Genomic DNA, 20,931 nt, shown 5'->3' on the forward strand with positions numbered 1-20,931 from the left:
CGTCGGAGGCCTGAAGCGCGCATCCGAAGCAGTACCCATCAGGGCGCCCTTGCGCCCGGGCTCGTCCCCAGTGATCCCCCGACGGCTGTCGTTGCCGGCGTGGCCACTCCGGAAGACGTGCCACGTCCCGGAGGTCTCCTTGACATCCAGCTCTGCCCGTCGTGCCCCGCGCACGACTCGTTCGTCGGACTCGTCCGACGCCCGCCGGTCCACCGGCGGCCGATCCGGTGGCGGCCGTCCCGGCCGTGGCCGCCCCCGCACGAACCGCTCCCCGCGGCCGACGGCCGTCCACGGCACCCCGATGCCCGAGGAGGTCCTCTGGACCGTCCCCGAGACGGGCATGCCCACCTTCGCCCAGCTCGGGCTGCCCGAGCCGGTGCTGCGGGCGCTGGAGGCGGAGGGCTTCACCGAGCCGTTCCCGATCCAGGCCGCGAGCCTGCCCGAGACGCTGACCGGCCGCGACCTGCTGGGTCGCGGCCAGACCGGCTCGGGCAAGACGCTGGCCTTCGGGCTCGCGCTGCTGTCCCGGCTCGCCGGAGGCCGCGCCCAGGCGCGCCGCCCGCGCGGCCTCGTCCTGGTGCCCACGCGTGAGCTGGCCCAGCAGGTCGTCGACGCGCTCACCCCGTTCGCCCGGGCGCTGAACCTGAAGACGACGGCGGTCGTCGGCGGCATGTCGTTCAACCGCCAGGTCGACGCGCTGCAGCGCGGGGTGGACCTGCTGGTCGCCACGCCCGGCCGGCTCACCGACCACACCAACCAGGGCACCTGCGACCTGTCCGAGGTCGCGGTCACCGCGATCGACGAGGCCGACCGGATGGCGGACATGGGCTTCCTGCCCCAGGTCCGGGCGATCCTCGACCTCACCGCCTCCGACGGGCAGCGGCTGCTGTTCTCCGCGACCCTCGACGGCGACGTCGCCACCCTCGTCAGCCGGTACCTGCACGACCCGGTGACCCGCGCCGTCGCGTCCGCGGCCGCGCCCGTCGAGACGATGGACCACCACGTGCTGCTGGTGGACAACGCGACCAAGCCGCGAGTCGTCACCGAGGTCGCCGCCCGTGACGGCCGGACCATCCTGTTCGTGCGCACCAAGCACGGCGTCGACCGGCTGGTGAAGAACCTGCGCCGGGACGGCGTCGCGGCGGGCGCGCTGCACGGCGGCAAGGCCCAGAACGCTCGCAACCGGGCCATCGCGGAGTTCAAGGAGGGGCGCACGCCCGTCCTGGTCGCCACGGACGTCGCGGCCCGCGGCATCCACGTCGACGACGTCAGCCTGGTCGTGCACGTCGACCCGCCGACCGACCCGAAGGACTACCTGCACCGGGCCGGGCGGACCGCCCGCGGCGGCGACTCGGGCACCGTCGTCACCCTGGTGACGCCGGGCGAGCGGCGCGACGTCGACCAGCTGACCCGGCAGGCCGGCGTCCGCCCGACGCTCACCGAGGTCCACCCGGGCGACGCCGCGCTCGTCCGCATCACCGGGGCCCGCGCCCCGAGTGGCGTGCCGGTCCCGGAACCGGAGCGTCCGGTCCAGGCCCCGCGCAGCGGCGCCCGCCGCTCCCGCGGGCAGTCCCGCCAGGGCGGACAGGGTGGCCAGCGCGGTCAGGGCGGCCGGGCGGGCGGACGCCCGCGGCAGCGCAACACCGCCGCCTGATCCCCGTTCACCGCGTCACGGCGCGGCATCCCGGTTCCCCGGGGTGCCGCGCCGTTCGCGTCTGCGAGCCCCCTCGCCGATGGGGCCCAGGCCGCGGTCCCGCCGGGCGCGGCACGGCTCAGGCCAGGCCGAGCACCGAGAGTGCCGTCCGCGCGGCCGGACCGCCCGCCTCCTCGGCCACCGCGAGCGCCGCCGGGACGTCCAGGTCGTCGAGCAACGCCGCGGTGACGGCCTCGGTCGCGACCGAGCTGTCCTCGCCGACGCCGTGCGACGCCGCGGAGTAGAGCCGGTGCAGCCGCGCGGCGGCCTCCTCGAGCGCCGCCGGCCGGTAGTCCCAGGGCTGTGCCCAGGGCCGGTCGATCAGCAGCAGCCGCAGCACCGCCGCGGACCAGCTCTCCAGCACATCGGAGACCAGGACCAGGTTCCCGGCCGACTTCGCCATCTTCTGCCCGTCGACCTGCACCGTCCCCACGTGCAGCCAGGCGCGGGCGAACGGCGTCACCCCGGTCAGGGCCTCGGCCATGGCCGACTCGTAGGCGTGGTGCGGGAACCGCAGGTCGGCGCCGCCCACGTGCAGGTCGAGTGCCGGACCGAGCGTGGTCAACGACATCGCCGCGCACTCGGCGTGCCAGCCGGGCCGGCCCTCGCCCCACGGGCTGGGCCAGGCCGGCTCGCCGGGCTCGGCGGCCCGCCACAGCACGACGTCGGCCGGGTCCTCACGGCCGTCGTCGAGGCGCTCGCCGAACTCCGCCGCGAGAGCGCCGGCCGCAGCCGGGTCCAGCCCGGCCCGCTCCGGCACGCCGGCGCCGTGGAAGTACACCGTCCCGCCGCGCCGGTAGGCCGCGCCGTTCTCGAGCAGCGCGGCGGCCAGCGTGACGACCTGCCCGACGTGCACGTGCGCCCGAGGCTCGTGGGTCGGCCGGCGCACGCCGAGCGCGGCCATGTCGCGATCGAAGCGGAACTGCTGGACCGCCGCGAAGCTGTCGAAGCGGGCCCCGGCACGCGCCGCCGCCGCGTCGAGCACATCGTCGACGTCGGTGACGTTGCGGCAGACGTCGACCTCGACACCGAGGTGGCGCAGCACCCGCGCGGCCACGTCGGCCCACACGAAGGTGGCCGCGTGCCCGAGGTGGGTGGTGTCGTACGGCGTGATCCCGCAGACGTACATCCGTGCCCGGCCCACGACGGGCAGCGGCCGGCCGCCGATGCGCAGCACGTCAGCGCCCCCGGTCGGCGCCGCGGCGGGCCGCGCGGCGCAACTGGATGATGCGACCGGTACCCGGGATGGCCACCAGCAGCACCCCGGCGATCGCGGCCAGCAACAGCGCGACGCCGGTGGGCAGGGTCCCCGTCGCGCCCAGGAAGTTGACCTGCACCGGCCCCAGGTTCTGCAGGATGAAGATCAGCAGCAGAAGCAGGACGAGCGCGGACAGGATCAGCCCGACCCACAGGCCGCTGACCCGGGTGCGGTTCACCCCGGTCGGGACCGGCCGGGTGGGAGCGTCGCCAGCGGCGTCGGGAGCGGTCCCGCCGCGCAGCGGCATCGTCGGGCCCCCGTCCGGGGCGACGGTCGCCGGCCGCAGCGCCGGGTCCGTGGCCGGGTCGGCGTGGGGGTCCGCCGGGCCGACACTGCCGTACGCCGGCGGCCCTCCGGCGGGGCCCGCTTCCCCCCGACGGCTCCGGTCGTCGCTCATCGGTGCACCCCTCTCACGTGAAAGATCGCCGTCGGCGCGGAGTATCCCGCAACCCGGCATGTGACACGGATCACGGCCGCCTGGCTTCCGCCATGGACCACCGGGCCGCACTGGACATCTTCTTCGGCGAGACCCCCGAGGGCACACAAACCCCGCCGATCGTGTCAGCCGGTACCCCGGACGCCGCTGCCGCTCGGCTCGAGGCCGGCGGACTGCTCGCCGATGGGGTGATCACCGGAGCGGGGCGCCGGTTCCGCGACGAGATCGAGGCCCGCATCGACGACGCCCAGGCCGGGGTCGTTGCGGCGCTGGGCGCCGAGCCCGACCCGCCGCCGCGGCAGCTCGGCGTCTGGTCGCAGCGCTGCGTCGCGGCGCGCACCTTCCCGCCGGACGTCCGCGAGCGCGGCCCCCGGCTGACCCGTGCGTGGCGGCCAGGTCAGCGTGCGGGGCGGCGCATGGGCAGGTGTGCCACACCGTCCCAGTCGTACACCGGGCCGGTGGCCTCGAAACCGAAGCCGCGGTAGAAGTCACCCAGGTGCTCCTGGGCGTCGAGCACGCAGGTACCGTCGCCGACCTCGGCGAGCACGGCCTCCATCAGCCGCTTGCCGAGGCCACGGCCGCGGGCGCACCGGGCGGTGCACAGCCGCCCGATCCGGTAGTCGCCGTCGGGCTCCTTGAGCAGCCGCACGCAGCCCAGGATCGGCTCCGGGTGACCGGAGCCGGCCAGCCAGTAGTGCCGGGCCCGCGGTTCGAGGTCGCGGCCGTCGAGCTCGCCGTAGGCGCAGGCCTGCTCGGCGACGAAGACGTCGACCCGCAGCCGCAACAGCTCGTAGAGCGTGGTCACGTCCAGGTCCAGGGCCCAGGACCGGCGGACGGTCGCGGCCATCGTCTCGCTGGTCACGGGCTCTGCCTACCAGATCGGCCACGGGAGCGCAGTCGCTGCTTTCGGCAGCAGCGAACACCTGGTGCGGTTAGCCTCAGCAGGTGCGCCACCACGATCTCGTCGTTATCGGCAGCGGTTCCGGCAACTCCATCATCGACAGCCGCTTCGACGATCTCGATGTGGCCATCATCGAGCACGGTGTGTTCGGTGGTACCTGCCTCAACGTCGGCTGCATCCCGACCAAGATGTTCGTCTACGCCGCCGACGTGGCCGAGGTCGTCCGGCACGCGAGCCGCTACGGCGTCGACGCGAGCGTCGACAAGGTCCGCTGGACCGACATCCGCGACCGCGTGTTCGCCCGGATCGACCCGATCTCCGAGGGCGGCCGCGAGTACCGGGCCGACCCCGAACGCACGCCCAACGTCACCCCGTACTTCGGGCACGCCCGCTTCAGCGGGCCGAAGACGCTGATCGTCGACCGCGCCGACGGCACCGGGTCCGACGAGATCACCGCCGACCGGATCGTGATCGCCGCCGGGAGCCGCCCGGTCGTGCCACCGCAGGTCGCCGAGTCGGGGGTGCCGTACGAGACCTCCGACACGATCATGCGGCTGGGCTCGCTGCCCGAGCGGTTGGTGATCCTGGGCGGCGGCTACATCGCCGCGGAGTTCGCGCACGTCTTCTCGGCGCTGGGGGCCGAGGTGTCCGTGGTGGCGCGCAGCGGGCAGTTGCTGCGCCAGCAGGACGAGCTCATCGCGGACCAGTTCACCAAGCTCGCCCGGCAGCGCTGGGACACCCACCTGGGACTCGACGTCGAGCGCGTCACCGGCGGCGACGGCGAGGTGCACCTGCACCTGTCCGGCGGTGGGACGGTGCACGGCGACACCCTGCTGGTCGCCACGGGGCGGATCCCCAACAGCGACCGGCTGGACCTGGACAAGGCCGGCATCCCCGTGCACGACGACGGCCGCATCGTGGTGGACGCCCGGCAGCGCACGGCAGCCGAGGGCGTGTACGCGATGGGTGACATCAGCTCCCCCTACCAGCTCAAGCACGTCGCCAATCACGAGTCCAAGGTCGTCGCGCACAACCTGGCGCACCCCGACTCGCCGCGGGAGAGCGACCACCGGTTCGTCCCGTCGGCGGTGTTCACCGACCCGCAGATCGCCGCGGTCGGGCTCACCGAGGCGCAGTGCCGCGAGCAGGGCCTGGACTACACGGTCAAGGTGCAGGAGTACGGCCACGTCGCCTTCGGCTGGGCGATGGAGGACACCACCGGGTTCTGCAAGCTGATCGCCGAGAAGGGCACCGGGCGGCTGCTCGGGGCGCACCTGATGGGCCCCCAGGCGTCCTCGATCATCCAGCCGGTGATCCAGGCGATGTCGTTCGGGTTGGACGCGCGCACGATGGCGACCGGGCAGTACTGGATCCATCCGGCGCTGCCCGAGGTGGTGGAGAACGCCCTCCTCGGGTTGGAGATCTAGATCGGGTCCAGCAAGCATGCCCTTACCATGAAGCGGACGATCCAGGCAGGTTCGGACACCGAACGTCCGAGTACGACCGAGCCGACGCCGGTGCCGACGACTTGACCCGTGACGCACGTTGACCCGTGACGCACGCCGACCACTTCCCATCCGATCCGTGAGGTGCCCGCCCATGACCGTTGCCGACAGCCCAGCACGGCCCGATTCCGCAGCGCCGTCCGCGCCGACCGGGGCCAAGCCGGTCCTGGACGGCACTCGCGGGTTGCCGCAGCAGATCGGGGTCTACGTCTTCGTCGTCGTCCCGCTGCTCGCGCTGGTCGCCGCCGTCCCGTTCGCCTGGGGGTGGGGGCTGGGCTGGTCCGACATCGTGATCGCCACGGTGTTCTACGTGGTCAGCGGACTCGGCATCACCGTCGGCTACCACCGCTACTTCACCCACGGCTCGTTCAAGGCCAACCGGCCGCTGCGGATCGCGCTGGCGATCTCGGGGAGCCTGGCCATGCAGGGCCCGGTCATCGACTGGGTGGCCGATCACCGGCGCCACCACGCGTTCTCCGACAAGGAGGGCGACCCGCACTCGCCGTGGCTCTACGGCACCGGGCCGGCGGCCCTGGTCAAGGGCTTCTGGCACTCGCACATGGGCTGGCTGTTCGACCGCGACCAGACCAACGAGGAGCGCTTCACCCCCGACCTTCTCGCCGACGCCGACATCCGCCGGGTAGATCGGCTGTTCGGCCTGTGGAGTGTGCTGACGCTACTGGTGCCGGCGCTGTTCGGCGGGCTGCTGACCTGGTCGTGGTGGGGCGCGCTGACCGCGTTCTTCTGGGGTGGGCTGGTCCGGGTCGCGCTGCTGCACCACGTCACCTGGTCGATCAACTCGATCTGCCACATGTGGGGCGACCGGCCCTTCGCCGCCCGCGATCACTCGGCCAACGTGTGGCCGCTGGCCATCGCGTCGTTCGGCGAGTCGTGGCACAACCTGCACCACGCCGACCCCACCTGCGCCCGGCACGGGGTGAAGCGCGGCCAGATCGACATCTCGGCCCGGGTCATCTGGGCTTTCGAGAAGCTGGGCTGGGCGACCTCGGTGCGCTGGCCCACGCAGCGCCGCCTCGACCGCCTGGCGAAGGCGAAGTAGCCCGGCCGCCCCGACGCCGGCCCAGAACGCGGCCGCCCGGACGCGGGCCTCATCGGTGTAGCGGTGCCCGCCGACCAGGTAGATCCCTGGGTGGAGGCGTTCCCGGGCGCCCTGACGGGCCCGCCGGTGCACGGTGTCGGCCGACATCCCGCACGCGACGGCCTGGCGTGAGGCTGATCATGGCGGCCTGCCGGCTCAGCAGATGGTCCAGACGCACCGGACCAGCATCGCCGGGCTCTGCGCGCCACGGGCCCAACTCGCAGGACCCGTCACCCATGATCTCCGCAATCGGGACATCCGCTGCATCCACGCACCGGAAATCCCACCGACGACGAACACGGAGCGCGGGTCCCGTGGGCATGGGCCCGATTCCCCGCACCCGCCGTCAAGATCACTGTGATCGGGCACCGGCTGCGCCGGTGCGTCAGATGTCCCAGAAGCAATGATCATGCCCGCGCCCGCGTGGATCGGACCAGGGCGGCCGGAACGCACTGGCCAGAGACACATGGTCGAGCGCACCCGGCCGGACCCACCCGGCCGGACTCACCTGGCCGGCGCACGTGGCCGAGCGCACGTGGCCGAGCGCCCCGGTCAGGCTCAGCTGGCCGGGCGTTCCCCCGCCGATCCCGGCGTCTCGGCCACCGGCGCATCGGCCCCGGGTACATCAGCCGACGGTGCCTCGGCCATCGGCGCGGGCGGCCCGGACGGCACGGGCCGCACGGCACCCGGGTCGTACGGCTGTGCGGGTGGCACCTCCCCGCGCACCTCGGCCACCAGCCCGGTGACCGCGGCCATGATCTTCGTCGTCGCGCCGTCGAGGTTCGTGCGGGTGCGCGGCTTGCCGACGAACTCCGACAGGTCCACCGGGGGCCCGGCGATCATCGTCACCCGCCGCCGCGGCCACAGCCGGGGCCGTCCGCTGTCCGGGGGCAGGACGTGCTGGGTGCCCCAGTTCGCCACCGGGATCACCGGCGCCCCCGTCACCATCGCGATCCGCCCGATGCCGTTCTTCGCCTTCATCGGCCAGCCATCCGGATCGCTGGTGTAGGTCGCCTCCGGGTAGAACGCCACGACCTCGCCGCGCTTGAGCGCCTCGATCGCGTCGCGGTAGGCGTCACCGGCCCGCAGGGACTCGCGGTGCACGGGGATGTGCCCACCGCCGCCCAGCACCGAGCGCACGACGGGTGTCCGCCAGAGGTCGGCCTTTGCCAGGTACCGCGGCATCCGGCCGTGTGAGATCACGAACGCCGTGTCGAAGATCGGGTCGGAGAACGACACGTGGTTGATCGCGAGCAGCGCGCCACCGGTGCGCGGGATGTGGTGGCCACCCCGCCAGCCGATCCTCGTGAACATCATCACGAACGGCCAGATCAGCTCGATCGCGAGTCCGAACCAGAACCCCGACCCTCGGCGACGGCGACGCGCCGTCAGCACCAGCTTCTCCCAGGTGGACAGCGGTGCGTCCGATGTGGGCCCGGTCGCGGACACCGGCATGCGCTCCTCCAGGTTCACCCCGCGCCGCCGCGGATGTCTCGCGCGACGGTGTGGAAGCGGGCGTTCGACCCAGATCTTCGCGCATGGTCGGCGCGCGCCTCCCGGCGGACCGCGCGATGATCCGAACGTGTGAGGTCGGTCCCATCGGCCATCCGGCGACGGGGTGACGACACAACACCTGTTCGCATGTGTCCGCCGCCATTCCCGCCTTCGTCAGGGCAGACGTGCCCGGCTCGTCGCCCGATCCTGCTCTGCGCCCTCGCATCGAGCCCGTCGGCCGCGAGGTGGCGGACCCGCGGCCGTCGTGCCCGTCCTGCACGGCGGCCGGGCGCGCGGGCGCGTCGGCTCAGGTTCCCTTCGGAGCGGCCGTTCGCACGTCCGCCGGTACCCCCGGCAGGCCGTCCAGGCTGGTCGCGTTCTTCTTCGCGTGGTAGGCGTCCAGCATCTCCGGGGTCTTCCCGACGGCCCAGGAGTCGAGGAGATCGCGCTCGGCGCGCAGGTCCATCGCCGGCACGGCGAACCCGCACGAGTCCGACACCCGCGTCACGTCCACCGTGATCACCGACCGGGTCTGCACCCGTCGGCTCGTGCCGGCCTCGCCGAACCGTTCCAGGGCGGCGTCGAAGCCGGGCTCGCCGTTGATCACCACGCGGCCGCTGCCGTGCAGGCGGACAATGTTCGGCGGGCCGTCGAACGCGCAGAACATGACGCAGATCCGGCCGTTCTCCCGCAGGTGCGCCAGGGTCTCGACCCCGCTGCCCGTGATGTCCACATAGGCGAACGTCCGCTCGCCCAGGACCCGGAACGTTCCGGTCGTGCCCTTGGGCGAGACGTTCACGAAGCCGTCGGCGGACAGCGGGGCGGTGGCGACGAAGAACATCGGCTGCGCCTCGATCCAGGCCGCCAGCTTCGGGCTGATGCCGTCGTAGACCTTCGCCATACCCGCAGCGTACGGGCCGATCAGGGCAGGGTCAGGATCTCCACGCCGTCGCCGGTGACCAGAACGGTGTGCTCGAACTGGGCGGTACGCTTGCGGTCCTTGGTCACGACGGTCCAGTCGTCGTCCCAGATGTCGTAGTCGATCGTGCCGAGGGTGATCATCGGCTCGATCGTGAACGTCATCCCCGGCTCCAGGACGGTGTGCACGTCGGGCTGGTCGTAGTGCAGCACCACCAGGCCGCTGTGGAACGACCGGCCGATGCCGTGCCCGGTGAAGTCGCGCACGACGCCGTAGCCGAACCGCTTCGCGTAGGACTCGATGACGCGGCCGACGACGTTCAGCTCGCGGCCCGGGCGCACCGCCTTGATCGCGCGCATCGTGGCCTCGCGGGTGCGCTCGACGAGCAGCCGGTCCTCCTCGGACACGTCGCCGGCCAGGAACGTCGCGTTCGTGTCACCGTGGACGCCGCCGATGTAGGCCGTGACGTCGATGTTGACGATGTCGCCGTCCTGGATCACGGTCGAGTCCGGGATGCCGTGGCAGATGACCTCGTTGAGGCTCGTGCAGCAGGACTTCGGGAACCCGCGATAGCCCAGCGTCGACGGGTAGGCGCCGTGATCGACCAGGAACTCGTGCACCACACGGTCGACCTCGTCCGTGGTCACCCCGGGCGCGACGGCGGCGCCACCGACCTGCAGTGCCTGCGCGGCGATCCGCCCGGCCACCCGCATCGCCTCGATGGTCTCCGGGGTCTGCACGTCGGAGTCGCGGCTGCGCGAGGGGGCCGGCTTGCCGACGTACTCCGGGCGCGGGATGTGCGACGGGACCGGACGCATCGGTGTGATCGAGCCGGGGACGAGCAGGGTACGCGCGTGCATGGTCTCCAGCTTAAGCCGCGTTTCCGGGCAGGCGCGTCGTGACCGTGCTCGCCCGCCCGGCGCCTCAGCCCAGGGCGCGGTCCGAGCGACGGGCGGCGACCCGCGAGACCACCGCGGCCAGGCCACGCCAGCCGAGCAGCAGCACCGCCAGTGAGACCATCGCGACGATCGCGAAGCTCAGTGGGAGCCGTCCGGTGAACGCGGCGCGCAGTGCCAGCCCGAGCACCGCCGTACCGGCCAGCGCCACCGCACCCGCCGTGAGGCTCGCCGGCCGGATCCGCACCCAGGGCGTGGCCCAGGCCGCGGCCAGACCGACGAGGAAGGGCGCGGCCGTGCCGAGCAGGCCGAACAGTCCGCCCGTCTCCGCGTGGCTGGCCCGCCCGGCCGCCGCGAACACCACGACGGCGACGACGTCGGCTGCGAGCGCGAGCACCGGGATCCGGCTGTGCTGTCCCTGGGGCACGCCACCAGGGTAGGCGCCCCGGCGGACCAGGGGTCAGCCGGTCGCGGCCAGGAACCGCTGCGCGGCGGCCACCGCGGGGGCCGAGGCCCCGGCGTCGACGACGAGCACGGCCAGCGCGACGTCGCCGCGGTAGCCGACGAACCAGCCGTGCGACCGGCTGCCGTCGTTGGTGAACTCCGCGGTCCCCGTCTTGCCGAACACCTCGCCCAGCCCGGCCAGGGCGGAGGCGGTGCCCTCGGTGACCACCTCGCGCATCATGGGCCGCACCTGGTCGAGCACGGCCGGCGCGGGCTGGGTCGCGGCGCGCAGCACCTCGGTGGGCCGGTCCGCGATGAGCTGCGGCACGACGGGCGCGCCGCGGGCCACGGTCGCCGCGACCAGTGCCATCCCGAGAGGGCTGGCCAGCACCTGCCCCTGCCCGAAGCCGTTCTCCGCCCGCTGCACCTCGTCGGGTGCGGACGGCACGGACCCGGTGATCGTGAGCAGGCCCGGGACCCGGTAGTCGGCGCCGAGGCCGAGCTGCAGGGCCGCGGCCGGCAGCGCATCAGGCCCGAGCTGCGCGCCCAGCCGCGCGAACGTCGTGTTGCAGGATCGCGCGAACGCGTATCCGAAAGGGACCGTACCCAGATCGAAGCGCTCGAAGTTGGGTACCAGCCGGCCACCGATCACCGTGGTGCCAGGGCAGGGCACCGGGGAGCCGGCGACCAACCCGTCCTCCGCGACGGCCGCCGCCGCGGTGACGATCTTGAAGGTGGAGCCGGGCGGAAACCGGCCGGTGAGGGCCAGCGGACCGGCCGCGTCCGCCGGGCCGTTCTGCGCCGCAGCCAGCAGGTCACCGGTGGATGGCTGCACGGCCACGAGCACGGCCTGCTGCGGCAGCGTCTCGACGGCGTCCTCGGCAGCGGCCTGCAGCGCGCGGTCCATCCGCACCGCCACCGTGGTGCCCGGGGTCGGCGGCTGCTCGGTGAGTGTGCGCACGGTGTCCCCGGAGGTGTCGACGATCCGCACCGACCAGCCCGGCACCCCGTCGACCTGCGGGGCCACCTCCGTGCGGACCCCCGGCAGGACCTGGCGGGCGAACCCGGCGTCGGGGGCGAGCAGCCGCGAGGACGTCGTGAAACGCACCCCGGGCAGGTCGTAGATCGCGTTCTTGACGCTCTGGTAGTCGGTCTCCCGCAGCACGGCGACCGAGTAGGCCTGGCCGTCCGGGACCCGGGCGGCGCCATCGGTGATCGTCTGCGCGGTGATCGCCGGGTCGATCGGGCCGAGCGCCCTGGCCAGGGCCCCGGTCACCGCCGGCAGGTCCCCGGCGGCCCGCCGGTCCAGCAGCACGTTGACCACCGTCGTCGGGGCGAGCAGCGGCACCCCGTTGCGGTCGACGACAGGGGCGGGCTCGGGGGCGTCGGTGCTCAGCGCGAGCCGCTGCCGGGCCGCGAGCTGCGGGTGCACGACCGTCGGCGCCCAGTGCACGGTCCAGCCGGCCTCGGTCCGCGGGGCCGGGTGCAGTTCCAGCTCGCCGAGGTAGGTCCAGTGCCGCCCGGCGCCCAGATCCCAGTCCAGGCTCACCGACGCCGTCGCCCGATCCGTCGCGGTGCGGACCTGGCCCACCTCCGCGGCGAGCCCGGCCGGGGCGAGGGACTGGCGGACCGCGGCGAGCAGCTCCCCCGCGGCCCTCGGATCGTCGGTCAGCTCCGCGGCACGGGCGTCGTCGCCGCTCGACCAGGCGGCCAGGAACGCCTGCGCCGCGGCGTCGGGCCCGTCGTCGCGGAAGAGCCCGCAGCCCACCGCCACGACCACCAGCAGGAGTGTGGCCAGCACCGCGGCGATCCGGACGGTCGAGTGGCCGCCGGGGCGGTCGGGCGCGGGCACACGGTCGAGTATTCCGAAATGCGGGTCAGAAGAGCACGGTTGCGAAGCTGCCGATCTGGGTGAACCCGATGCGGTCGTAGGTCGCGCGGGCGACGTGGTTGAACCCGTTCACGTACAGGCTCGAGATCCGACCGAGCGTGGCGAGCCGTTCGGCGACGGCTGCGGTACCCGCCGTACCCAGGCCGCGGCCCCGACGCGCGGGGTGCACCCACACCCCCTGGATCTGGCCGACCTGCGAGGACAGCGCCCCGATCTCCGCCTTGAACACGACCTCGTCGTCCTCGAACCGGGCGAACGCCCGCCCCGCCGAGACCAGCTCGGCCACCCGGGCGCGGTACCCGGCGCCGCCGTCCCCGGCGCGGGGGTCGATGCCGACCTCCTCGGTGAACATCGCCACCGCGGCGGGCAGGTATCGGTCGAGCTCGTCGGGACGGACCGAGCGGACCCACGGGTCCGGCCGCACCGCGGGAGGCCCGGCGAGCACCATCAGCGGCTGGTCGGCGCGGACCTCACGGGCCGGGGCCCAGCTGGCGGCCAGCTCGTCCCACAGCGGCAGGACGAGCTCGGCCCGGCCCACGAGCGAGGAACAGGTCCGGCCGTGGCGACGGGCCCGATCGGCGAAACTGCGCAGCGCGGAACGCTGACCCCGCAGCGGCACGAGGTTCGCCCCGGAGAAGCACAATCCGTCCAGCCGGGAGCCGACGGCCCAGAGCTCGCCGCCGAGACGCCATGGATCCAGACCCGCGATCTCGATCCGAGCCGCGACCATGCACGCCGCGACGGGGTCGGCTTCCAGGGCCGCTCGCACGCCGGCACGGTCTCGATCGTCGAGCAGCCGGGCACCGGCAACTCTGAGCACCCTCTAAAGGTGCCACACCAAGGTGGCCGTGCCCATCTCAGGCTCGCCCAACGGCGGCGAGTTCTCACCCACGGCGTGTCGCCGGGCGGCCCGCTCCGCTCAGCCGACGGTGCCGACGCGCGGCCCGCTCCGCTCAGCCGACGGTGACCCGCGGCTCGCCTTCGGTCTCCATGCCCTCGGCGAGGCGCATGGCCTCCTCGATCAGGGTCTCCACGATCGCGTGCTCGGGGACGGTCTTGATGACCTCGCCCTTGACGAAGATCTGGCCCTTGCCGTTCCCCGACGCGACGCCGAGGTCGGCCTCCCGGGCCTCGCCCGGGCCGTTGACCACACAGCCCATGACGGCCACCCGCAGCGGGACCTCCATACCGGTGAGCCCGGCGGTGACCTCGTCGGCCAGCTTGTAGACGTCGACCTGGGCCCGCCCACAGGACGGGCAGGACACGATCTCCAGCTTGCGCGGGCGCAGGTTCAGCGACTGCAGGATCTGGGTGCCGACCTTGATCTCCTCGACCGGCGGCGCGGACAGCGAGACCCGGATCGTGTCGCCGATGCCCTTGCTCAGCAGCGCCCCGAACGCGACGGCCGACTTGATCGTCCCCTGGAACGCCGGCCCGGCCTCGGTGACGCCCAGGTGCAGCGGGTAGTCGCACTGCTCGGCCAGCAGCTCGTAGGCGCGCACCATGACCACGGGGTCGTTGTGCTTGACCGAGATCTTGATGTCGTGGAAGTCGTGCTCGGCGAACAGGCTCGCCTCCCACAGCGCCGACTCGACCAGCGCCTCCGGGGTGGCCTTGCCGTACTTCTCCAGCAGCCGCTTGTCCAGCGAGCCCGCGTTGACCCCGATCCGGATCGGGGTGCCGTGGTCGCGCGCGGCGGCCGCGATCTCCTTGACCTGGTCGTCGAACTTGCGGATGTTGCCCGGGTTCACCCGGACCGCGGCACAGCCCGCCTCGATCGCGGCGAAGACGTACTTGGGCTGGAAGTGGATGTCGGCGATCACCGGAATCTGCGACTTGCGCGCGATCGCCGGCAGCGCCTCGGCGTCGTCCTGGGACGGGCACGCCACCCGGACGATGTCGCAGCCCGCGGCGGTGAGCTCCGCGATCTGCTGCAGCGTGGCGTTCACGTCCGCGGTCAGCGTCGTGGTCATCGACTGCACCGAGATCGGGTGGTCGCTACCGACCCCGACCGGGCCGACCTGCAGCTGCCGGGTCTTCCGGCGGGCCGCGAGGGTGGGTGCGGGAGGCGCGGGCATACCCAGGGAGACACTCACGGCGTCCAGTATCCCTGGCGGGGGGTGCACCCGCCGCTCGCCGTGTCCCGGCCCACCCCCGTGCGCGGAGCTCGTCGCCGGAACGGCGTCATGCGCACAGCTCACGTCCGGCCGCGACGCTCCTGGGCCTCCTGCAGCGTCGAGGAGTGCGGCAGCCAGGTGGCCAGCTCCACCGGCCAGCCGTCGGCCTCCAGGATCTCGACGACGGCCGGGTCGTCGTCCAGTACCGAGGCCACCCTCCGGGTCCGGGCCAGCTTGCGCAGCACCTGCCGCTTCATCAGCCGGGCCGGCCGGTAGTCGTCGTCGGAGCGCATGTACAGCGGGTCGGTGGGCAGGCCGTGGCGGGACAGCCAGCGCTCGGTGAGCCGCCGGTTCCGCTCCGGGCGTCCCGTCAGGTACACCACGTCGTGGTCCAGCAGCGCTGCGCGCAGCCGCGCCGCGCCCTCCTCCAGCAGGGGGTCACGGTCGGCCGAGGAGAAGAAGCGCTCCCAGCGCTGCGGCCGGTCCCGCAGGTGGTGCAACCGGTGACTGACGTCGGCGAGAACGCCGTCGATGTCGAACACGGCCAGGGGACGGCCATCGAGATCTTCGCGTCCACTCACCGGACCAGTATCGCGGAACCGAATGGGCTACCCCCGGACGGCGGTTCGACACCACGGCGTGAGATCGAGCACGACCGGCCGCTCGACCGGCGCCGTCCTCAGGTGAGCCGGACCGGGTTGATGACGTCGGCGATGAACAGCAGCGCGCTCCAGGCGACGAAGATCAACGCGACCGTGTAGGCCACCGGCATCAGCTTCGCGACGTCGACCGGGCCGGGGTCGGGCTTGCCGCGCAGCTTCGCGATCCGCCGCTTCACCGCCTCCCAGACGGCCGGGAAGATCTGCCCGCCGTCCAGCGGCGGGATCGGCAGCAGGTTGAACAGGAACAGCGACACGTTGACCAGCGCGAGCAGCGTGAGCATCGCGGCGATCTCCTGGCCGGGCGGGGCGTCCATCGCGAGGATCTCGCCGCCGATCCGGGAGGCCCCGACGATGCCGACCGGGGAGTCCTGAGCACGGTCCTCGCCCAGGAAGACGGCGCCGAAGATGTGCGGAACGCGCTCGGGGAGCCGGACCAGCGCCTGGCCCACGTTGCCGACGACGGTGCCGATCTCCTCGCCGACCGCGGCGATGTCCTGGCGCTGCACCTGCTGCACGGGGCTCAGACCCAGGAAGCCGCCCTGGACGATCTGCTCCGGGTCCTCGAGGTTGCGCAGGTCGGTGGACACCAGCGTCGGGGTCAGCTCGATCAGCCGCCCGTCGCGCTCGACCGTCACCGCGACCGTGCCCGACGACCCCCGGATCGCCTGCTGCAGCTCCGACCAGTCGTCGTAGGGCTGCCCGGCGAAGGAGACGATCCGGTCGCCCGCCTGGAACCCGGCGGCGGCCGCCGGGGTGGGCGGCGCGCCCGGCGGGCACACCTCGGTGGTGGCCGTGGCCGGCACGACGCATGCACTGACCGCGCTCACCGTCGTCGTCGGGGTCAGGGTCCCGAAGCCCATCAGCACGATCGCGAACAGCACGACGGCGAGGATCAGGTTCATCGCCGGCCCGGCGAACATCACGATGATCCGCTTCCACGGCGCCCGCAGGTAGAACTGCCGGTGGGCGTCCTGGGGCAGCACGTCCATCGCGGAGGCCTGCCGCGCGTCGTCGATCAGCCCCTGGAACGGACCGGTGCGCCGGCTGCGGCCCAGCGTCTCGCCCTTGGCCGGCGGGATCATCCCGATCATCCGGATGTAGCCGCCGAGCGGGATCGCCTTGACCCCGAACTCCGTCTCACCGATCCGGCGCGACCACAGCGTCTTGCCGAAGCCGACCATGAACTCCGGGACCTTGATGCCGAACCACTTCGCGGTGGCGAAGTGGCCGAGTTCGTGCCAGGCGATCGAGAACAGGATCCCGATGAAGAAGATCGCGATCCCGAGCACGGTCATCATCATCGGGACACCTCGTCATGATCGAGGGCCCGCTCGCGGGCGTGCGCCCGTGCCCATTCCTCGGCAGCCAGCACGTCGTCCACGGTAACCGGATCGCGGGACCACCCGTCCGCGGCTTCCAGTGTGCGTTCGACGACGTCGGTGATGCCGAGATACGGCAGGGACCCGGCGACGAACGCCGCCACCGCCTCCTCGTTGGCCGCGTTGAACACCGCGGGCAGGCAGCCGCCGACCGTCCCGGCCGCACGGGCGAGCCGCACCCCGGGGAACGCGTCGTCGTCGAGCGGCTCGAACGTCCAGCTCGCCGGGGACTCCCAGGTGCAGGCCGCGGCGGCCCCCGCTACCCGCTCGGGCCAGCCGAGCGCGAGCGCGATCGGCAGCCGCATGTCCGGCGGGCTCGCCTGCGCGAGCGTCGAGCCGTCGACGAACGTGACCATCGAGTGCACGATCGACTGCGGGTGCACGACGACGTCGATGCGGTCGTAGGGCACCCCGAACAGCAGGTGCGCCTCGATCACCTCGAGGCCCTTGTTCACCAGCGTCGCCGAGTTGATCGTGACGACCGGGCCCATGTCCCAGGTGGGGTGCTTCAGCGCATCGGCGACGGTGACGTGCTCCAGGTCGGCGCGCCGGCGGCCGCGGAACGGCCCGCCCGACGCGGTGAGCACCAGCCGGGCGACCTCCGTGTCGCGACCGCCGCGCAGGCACTGGGCCAGCGCCGAGTGCTCGGAGTCGACCGGGACGATCTGCCCGGGCTTCGCCACCCCGGTGACCAGCGATCCGCCGGCGACCAGGGACTCCTTGTTGGCCAGCGCCAGCGTCGCGCCGGACTTCAGCGCGGCCAGCGTCGGGCCCAGCCCTCGGGAGCCGGTCACGCCGTTGAGCACGACGTCGGCCGGGGTGGTCGCGGTCAGCTCGGTCGCGGCGCCGGGTCCGGCGAGCACCTCGACGCCCGGCAGCTCGGCCCGCAGCCGCGCGGCCACGTCGGCACGGGCGACCGCCACCCGGCGCACCCCGTGCGCGCGCACCTGCTCCACGAGCAGCGCGGGCGACCCGCCGCCCGCCGCCAGCCCGGCGACGGTGAACCGGTCGCCGGCGCGCGCGACGACGTCCAGCGCCTGGGTGCCGATGGACCCGGTGGAACCCAGCACGACGACGGACCGGGCGCCCGGGGGCGCCGCCGGCGCCGTGTTCACGTCTCTCATCACCACACATCATCCCCGGCGCGGGGTTGTGCGACGATGTGGCCCGAGAGATCGGCCGGCCCGTCCGGCCGGCACGGCGGTGCAAGCGGGAGGACGGCGTGGCGAGGAACTCACGGGAGCTGGCGCAGCGACCGGCGGTCGACCCCATGGACGAGCCGTCCGCGGAGTGGGGCTGGCACGGGTCCTTCCCCAACGGCACCCGCATCGCCGCCGTCGTGGTCGCGCTGGCCCTCCCCCTGATGCTGATCGGGCACGAGGTGAGCATCACCGAGATCCTCTGGATGACCATCCCCGCGGTGATCATCCTGGTCGCGGTGATCGCGGGCGCGGTCCGCAAGCGCAACGCCTGGCGGCGCTGAGAGCCCGGCGCGCCGCCATCGCCGGCCGCTCCGGTGCGGCCGTCGACCTCGAGGTCGGCGACCGCACCGTCCGGATCAGCAACCCGGACCGGGTCTACTTCCCGGCCCGGGGCGAGACCAAGCTGGATCTCGCCCGGTACTACCTGTCCGTCGGCGACGGGATCGTCCGCGCGTTGCGGGAGCGGCCCTGCATGCTCCACCGGTTCCCCACCGGGGTGACCGGGGAGAAGGTGCACCAGAAGCGGCTGCCCCGCGGTGCGCCCGAGTGGGTGCGCACGGTGCGGGTCCACTTTCCCCGGTACGGCCGGTACGCCGACGAGCTCTGCGTGACGCACCCCGCGGACGTGATCTGGGCCGTGCAGATGTCCACCGTGGAGTTCCACCCCTGGAACTCCCGCGCGGCGGACACCGAGTCGCCCGACGAGTGGCGGATCGACCTGGACCCGATGCCCGAGGCGTCCTATGCCGACGTGTGCCGGGTCGCCGGCGTCGCGCACGAGGTGCTCGACGAACTGGGCGCGGTCGGCTGGCCCAAGACCTCCGGCGGGAAGGGCCTGCACATCTACGTGCGGATCGAGCCGCGCCGAGGCTTCTCCGACGTCCGCCGGGCGGCCCACGCGTTCGCGCGCGAGGTGGAGCGCCGCGCCCCGGATCTGGTGGACCTGACCTGGTGGCGCAAGAACCGGGACCCTAAGTCGATCTTCGTCGACTACAACCAGAACGCCCGGGACCACACCATCCGCAGCGCCTACTCGGTACGCGGTGTACCCGAGGCGGTGGTCTCGACCCCGATCCGCTGGGACGAGGTCGACGACGCCGATCCGCGGGACTTCACCATCGCCACCGTCCCGGCCCGGTTCGCCGAGCTGGGTGACCTGCACGCCGGGATCGACGACTCCGTGTTCGTGCTCGACGAGCTGCTGGAGTGGGCCGACCGGGACGCCCGCGAGGGCGCCGATGCGCCGCCCGAGGACGTACAGAACCTGGACTGAGGCCTCGTCCTCCCTCCGCCGCTACTCCTGCGCCGCGGCGCGCAGCCGGGCGAACTCCTCCACCATCGTCTCCCGCGACCAGTGCGCGTTGAGCCCGCTCGGGTTGGGCAGCACCCAGATCCCGGTGTCACCCAGCCGCTCCTCCTGGCGGCCGACGACGGCCTTCGGGATGCCGAACGCGGTCCGGTACGCGGTGATCCCGACGACCGCCAGCCAGCGGGGTCGCCGGTCCACCACCAGCGCCCGCAGCCGCCGGCCGCCCGCGACGAGCTCGTCCGGCGTCAGTTCGTCGGCGCGCGCCGTCGCCCGGGCCGCCATGTTGGTGATGCCCAGGCCCCACGACGCGAGCTCGCCCTGCTCGTCGGGGCGCAGCAGGCGCGGGGTGAAGCCGGACCCGTGCAGCACCGGCCAGAACCGGTTGCCCGGGCGCGCGAAGTGGTGCCCGGTGGCCGCGGAGACCAGCCCGGGGTTGATGCCGCAGAACAGCACCCGCAGCGGCGGGTCGTCCGGGCCGGGCAGCACGTCGTCGATCGTGCGGTCGCGCGCCGCGGCCAGCTCGGCCGGCGTCAGCCTCGCCATCACGAACCCCCTCGACTCACGCGTCCGATCCTCCGCCCACGGGCCCTGAGACCACTCGGCCGGGTCGAGCAGGAGGCGTGCGCCGGTCGGACCAGGCAGGATGCGCATCGTGGACCTTCCGGTGATGCCCCCGGTCAAGCCGATGCTGGCCAAACCCATCGGCGCGATCCCCGACGGGCAGCTCTACGAACCCAAGTGGGACGGCTTCCGGTCGATCATCTTCCGGGACGGCGACGAGGTGGAGATCGGCAGCCGCAACGAGCGGCCGATGACCCGTTACTTCCCGGAGGTCGTCGAGGCGGTCAAGGCGAACTTCCCGGAGCGGGCCGTCATCGACGGCGAGATCGTCATCGTCGACCGGGAGCGCAACGCCCTCGACTTCGAGGCGTTGCAGCAGCGCATCCACCCCGCGGCGAGCCGGGTCAACCTGCTTGCCGAGCAGACCCCGGCGAGCTTCGTCGCCTTCGACGTGCTCGCCCTCGGTGACACCGACCTCACCGAGGAGCCGCTGATCGACCGCCGGGCCGCACTGGAGGAGGCACTCACCGGGGCGGCGCCGCCGGTGCACGTCACGCCGGTCACCCGCGATCGGGAGCTGGCGTCCCGCTGGTTCGACCAGTTCGAGGGAGCCGGGCTCGACGGGTTGATCGCGAAGCCGCTCGACCTGCCGTACCAGCCGGACAAGCGTGTCATGTCGAAGATCAAGCACGAGCGGACCGCGGACTGCGTGCTCGCCGGCTACCGGGTGCACAAATCGGGTCCGGACGCGATCGGATCACTGCTGCTCGGGCTGTACAACGGGGACGATCTGGTGTCGGTCGGCGTGATCGGAGCGTTCCCGATGGCGACGCGCAGGGAACTGTTCGCCGAGCTACAGCCGCTGGTCACGACGTTCGACGACCACCCGTGGGCGTGGGCCCGGCAGGAGGAGGGGCACCGCACCCCGCGTAAGTCCGAGGCGAGCCGCTGGAACGCCGGCAAGGACCTCTCGTTCATCCCGCTGCGTCCCGAGCGGGTCGTCGAGGTGCGCTACGACTACATGGAGGGCGTGCGCTTCCGGCACACCACGCAGTTCGTCCGCTGGCGCCCGGACCGCGAGCCGCGGTCGTGCACCTACGAGCAGCTGGAGCAGCCGGTGAGCTTCGATCTCGCCGAGGTCCTCGGCCTGCCCTGACCCCCGCGG

General features: G+C 73.1%; 21 protein-coding genes. 7 read left to right on the forward strand and 14 right to left on the reverse strand.

The window, feature by feature from the left end; genetic code table 11:
• Positions 1–301 precede the first annotated feature (301 nt).
• Complete coding sequence (locus HF519_RS15415; RefSeq protein WP_169413639.1) at positions 302–1,654, forward strand: DEAD/DEAH box helicase; 1,353 nt, start codon at positions 302–304, stop codon at positions 1,652–1,654.
• A 118-nt stretch (positions 1,655–1,772) separates the two neighbouring features.
• Here HF519_RS15415 and HF519_RS15420 read toward each other — a convergent pair whose 3' ends face one another.
• Both HF519_RS15420 and HF519_RS15425 read right to left on the reverse strand, forming a co-directional pair.
• Positions 1,773–2,870, reverse strand: a complete 1,098-nt coding sequence (locus HF519_RS15420) for a class I tRNA ligase family protein (RefSeq protein ID WP_312860131.1) — start codon at positions 2,868–2,870, stop codon at positions 1,773–1,775.
• A 1-nt stretch (position 2,871) separates the two neighbouring features.
• Positions 2,872–3,348, reverse strand: coding sequence for a lipopolysaccharide assembly protein LapA domain-containing protein (locus HF519_RS15425; protein ID WP_246243989.1), 477 nt, complete (start codon positions 3,346–3,348; stop codon positions 2,872–2,874).
• A gap of 92 nt (positions 3,349–3,440) precedes the next feature.
• Between HF519_RS15425 and HF519_RS15430 the strand changes: the two genes are divergently transcribed.
• Positions 3,441–3,872, forward strand: coding sequence for a helix-turn-helix domain-containing protein (locus HF519_RS15430; RefSeq protein ID WP_169413640.1), 432 nt, complete (start codon positions 3,441–3,443; stop codon positions 3,870–3,872).
• On the opposite strand, the gene HF519_RS15435 is transcribed toward HF519_RS15430, so the two are convergent.
• Positions 3,785–4,249, reverse strand: coding sequence for a GNAT family N-acetyltransferase (locus tag HF519_RS15435; RefSeq protein WP_312860132.1), 465 nt, complete (start codon positions 4,247–4,249; stop codon positions 3,785–3,787). The genes HF519_RS15430 and HF519_RS15435 overlap by 88 nt on opposite strands.
• An 83-nt stretch (positions 4,250–4,332) precedes the next feature.
• Between HF519_RS15435 and HF519_RS15440 the strand changes: the two genes are divergently transcribed.
• Both HF519_RS15440 and HF519_RS15445 read left to right on the forward strand, forming a co-directional pair.
• A complete protein-coding gene (locus HF519_RS15440; protein WP_169413641.1) occupies positions 4,333–5,715 on the forward strand; it encodes a mycothione reductase in 1,383 nt (460 codons plus the stop codon).
• A gap of 172 nt (positions 5,716–5,887) precedes the next feature.
• Positions 5,888–6,853, forward strand: coding sequence for an acyl-CoA desaturase (locus HF519_RS15445; protein ID WP_169413642.1), 966 nt, complete (start codon positions 5,888–5,890; stop codon positions 6,851–6,853).
• Positions 6,854–7,450: 597 nt separating this feature from the next.
• On the opposite strand, the gene HF519_RS15450 is transcribed toward HF519_RS15445, so the two are convergent.
• The 10 genes from HF519_RS15450 to dxr form a co-directional block, all read right to left on the reverse strand.
• Positions 7,451–8,341 (reverse strand): lysophospholipid acyltransferase family protein, encoded by an 891-nt coding sequence (locus tag HF519_RS15450; RefSeq protein ID WP_312860133.1) that lies wholly within the window; start codon positions 8,339–8,341, stop codon positions 7,451–7,453.
• A 352-nt stretch (positions 8,342–8,693) separates the two neighbouring features.
• Positions 8,694–9,287 (reverse strand): pyridoxamine 5'-phosphate oxidase family protein, encoded by a 594-nt coding sequence (locus tag HF519_RS15455; RefSeq protein ID WP_169413644.1) that lies wholly within the window; start codon positions 9,285–9,287, stop codon positions 8,694–8,696.
• 20 nt (positions 9,288–9,307) lie between these two features.
• Positions 9,308–10,165 (reverse strand): type I methionyl aminopeptidase, encoded by an 858-nt coding sequence (gene map / locus HF519_RS15460; protein WP_169413645.1) that lies wholly within the window; start codon positions 10,163–10,165, stop codon positions 9,308–9,310.
• Between the two features lie 64 nt (positions 10,166–10,229).
• Positions 10,230–10,628 carry a DUF3054 domain-containing protein gene (locus HF519_RS15465; protein ID WP_169413646.1) on the reverse strand — a complete coding sequence of 133 codons (399 nt, stop codon included), beginning with the start codon at positions 10,626–10,628 and terminating at the stop codon, positions 10,230–10,232.
• A gap of 33 nt (positions 10,629–10,661) precedes the next feature.
• Positions 10,662–12,497, reverse strand: coding sequence for a penicillin-binding transpeptidase domain-containing protein (locus HF519_RS15470; RefSeq protein WP_312860134.1), 1,836 nt, complete (start codon positions 12,495–12,497; stop codon positions 10,662–10,664).
• A 25-nt stretch (positions 12,498–12,522) separates the two neighbouring features.
• Positions 12,523–13,356, reverse strand: coding sequence for a GNAT family N-acetyltransferase (locus tag HF519_RS15475; protein WP_169413647.1), 834 nt, complete (start codon positions 13,354–13,356; stop codon positions 12,523–12,525).
• Between the two features lie 133 nt (positions 13,357–13,489).
• A complete protein-coding gene (ispG, locus tag HF519_RS15480; RefSeq protein ID WP_312860135.1) occupies positions 13,490–14,632 on the reverse strand; it encodes a flavodoxin-dependent (E)-4-hydroxy-3-methylbut-2-enyl-diphosphate synthase in 1,143 nt (380 codons plus the stop codon).
• A gap of 101 nt (positions 14,633–14,733) precedes the next feature.
• Positions 14,734–15,234, reverse strand: a complete 501-nt coding sequence (locus HF519_RS15485) for a phosphatase domain-containing protein (RefSeq protein ID WP_169413648.1) — start codon at positions 15,232–15,234, stop codon at positions 14,734–14,736.
• 98 nt (positions 15,235–15,332) lie between these two features.
• Positions 15,333–16,616: a M50 family metallopeptidase gene (locus HF519_RS15490; protein ID WP_246243992.1), complete on the reverse strand. Its 1,284-nt coding sequence runs from the start codon at positions 16,614–16,616 to the stop codon at positions 15,333–15,335.
• Positions 16,613–17,818, reverse strand: a complete 1,206-nt coding sequence (gene dxr, locus HF519_RS15495; RefSeq protein ID WP_169413649.1) for a 1-deoxy-D-xylulose-5-phosphate reductoisomerase — start codon at positions 17,816–17,818, stop codon at positions 16,613–16,615. Before dxr ends, HF519_RS15490 begins: the two co-directional genes overlap by 4 nt.
• A gap of 98 nt (positions 17,819–17,916) precedes the next feature.
• On the opposite strand from dxr, the gene HF519_RS15500 reads away from it, so the two are divergent.
• Together HF519_RS15500 and ligD are read left to right on the forward strand one after the other, a co-directional pair.
• Complete coding sequence (locus HF519_RS15500; protein WP_312860136.1) at positions 17,917–18,177, forward strand: DUF2631 domain-containing protein; 261 nt, start codon at positions 17,917–17,919, stop codon at positions 18,175–18,177.
• A gap of 17 nt (positions 18,178–18,194) precedes the next feature.
• Positions 18,195–19,169 carry a non-homologous end-joining DNA ligase gene (gene ligD / locus HF519_RS15505; RefSeq protein WP_169413659.1) on the forward strand — a complete coding sequence of 325 codons (975 nt, stop codon included), beginning with the start codon at positions 18,195–18,197 and terminating at the stop codon, positions 19,167–19,169.
• A gap of 21 nt (positions 19,170–19,190) precedes the next feature.
• On the opposite strand, the gene mug is transcribed toward ligD, so the two are convergent.
• Positions 19,191–19,748, reverse strand: coding sequence for a G/U mismatch-specific DNA glycosylase (gene mug, locus HF519_RS15510; protein ID WP_169413650.1), 558 nt, complete (start codon positions 19,746–19,748; stop codon positions 19,191–19,193).
• Positions 19,749–19,857: 109 nt separating this feature from the next.
• Here mug and HF519_RS15515 point away from each other — a divergent pair, with 109 nt between their 5' ends.
• A complete protein-coding gene (locus tag HF519_RS15515; RefSeq protein WP_169413651.1) occupies positions 19,858–20,922 on the forward strand; it encodes an ATP-dependent DNA ligase in 1,065 nt (354 codons plus the stop codon).
• Positions 20,923–20,931 lie beyond the last annotated feature (9 nt).

Origin of the sequence: Pseudonocardia bannensis, from assembly GCF_012911875.1 — a bacterium.
In the GTDB taxonomy this organism is placed as follows: domain Bacteria; phylum Actinomycetota; class Actinomycetes; order Mycobacteriales; family Pseudonocardiaceae; genus Pseudonocardia; species Pseudonocardia bannensis.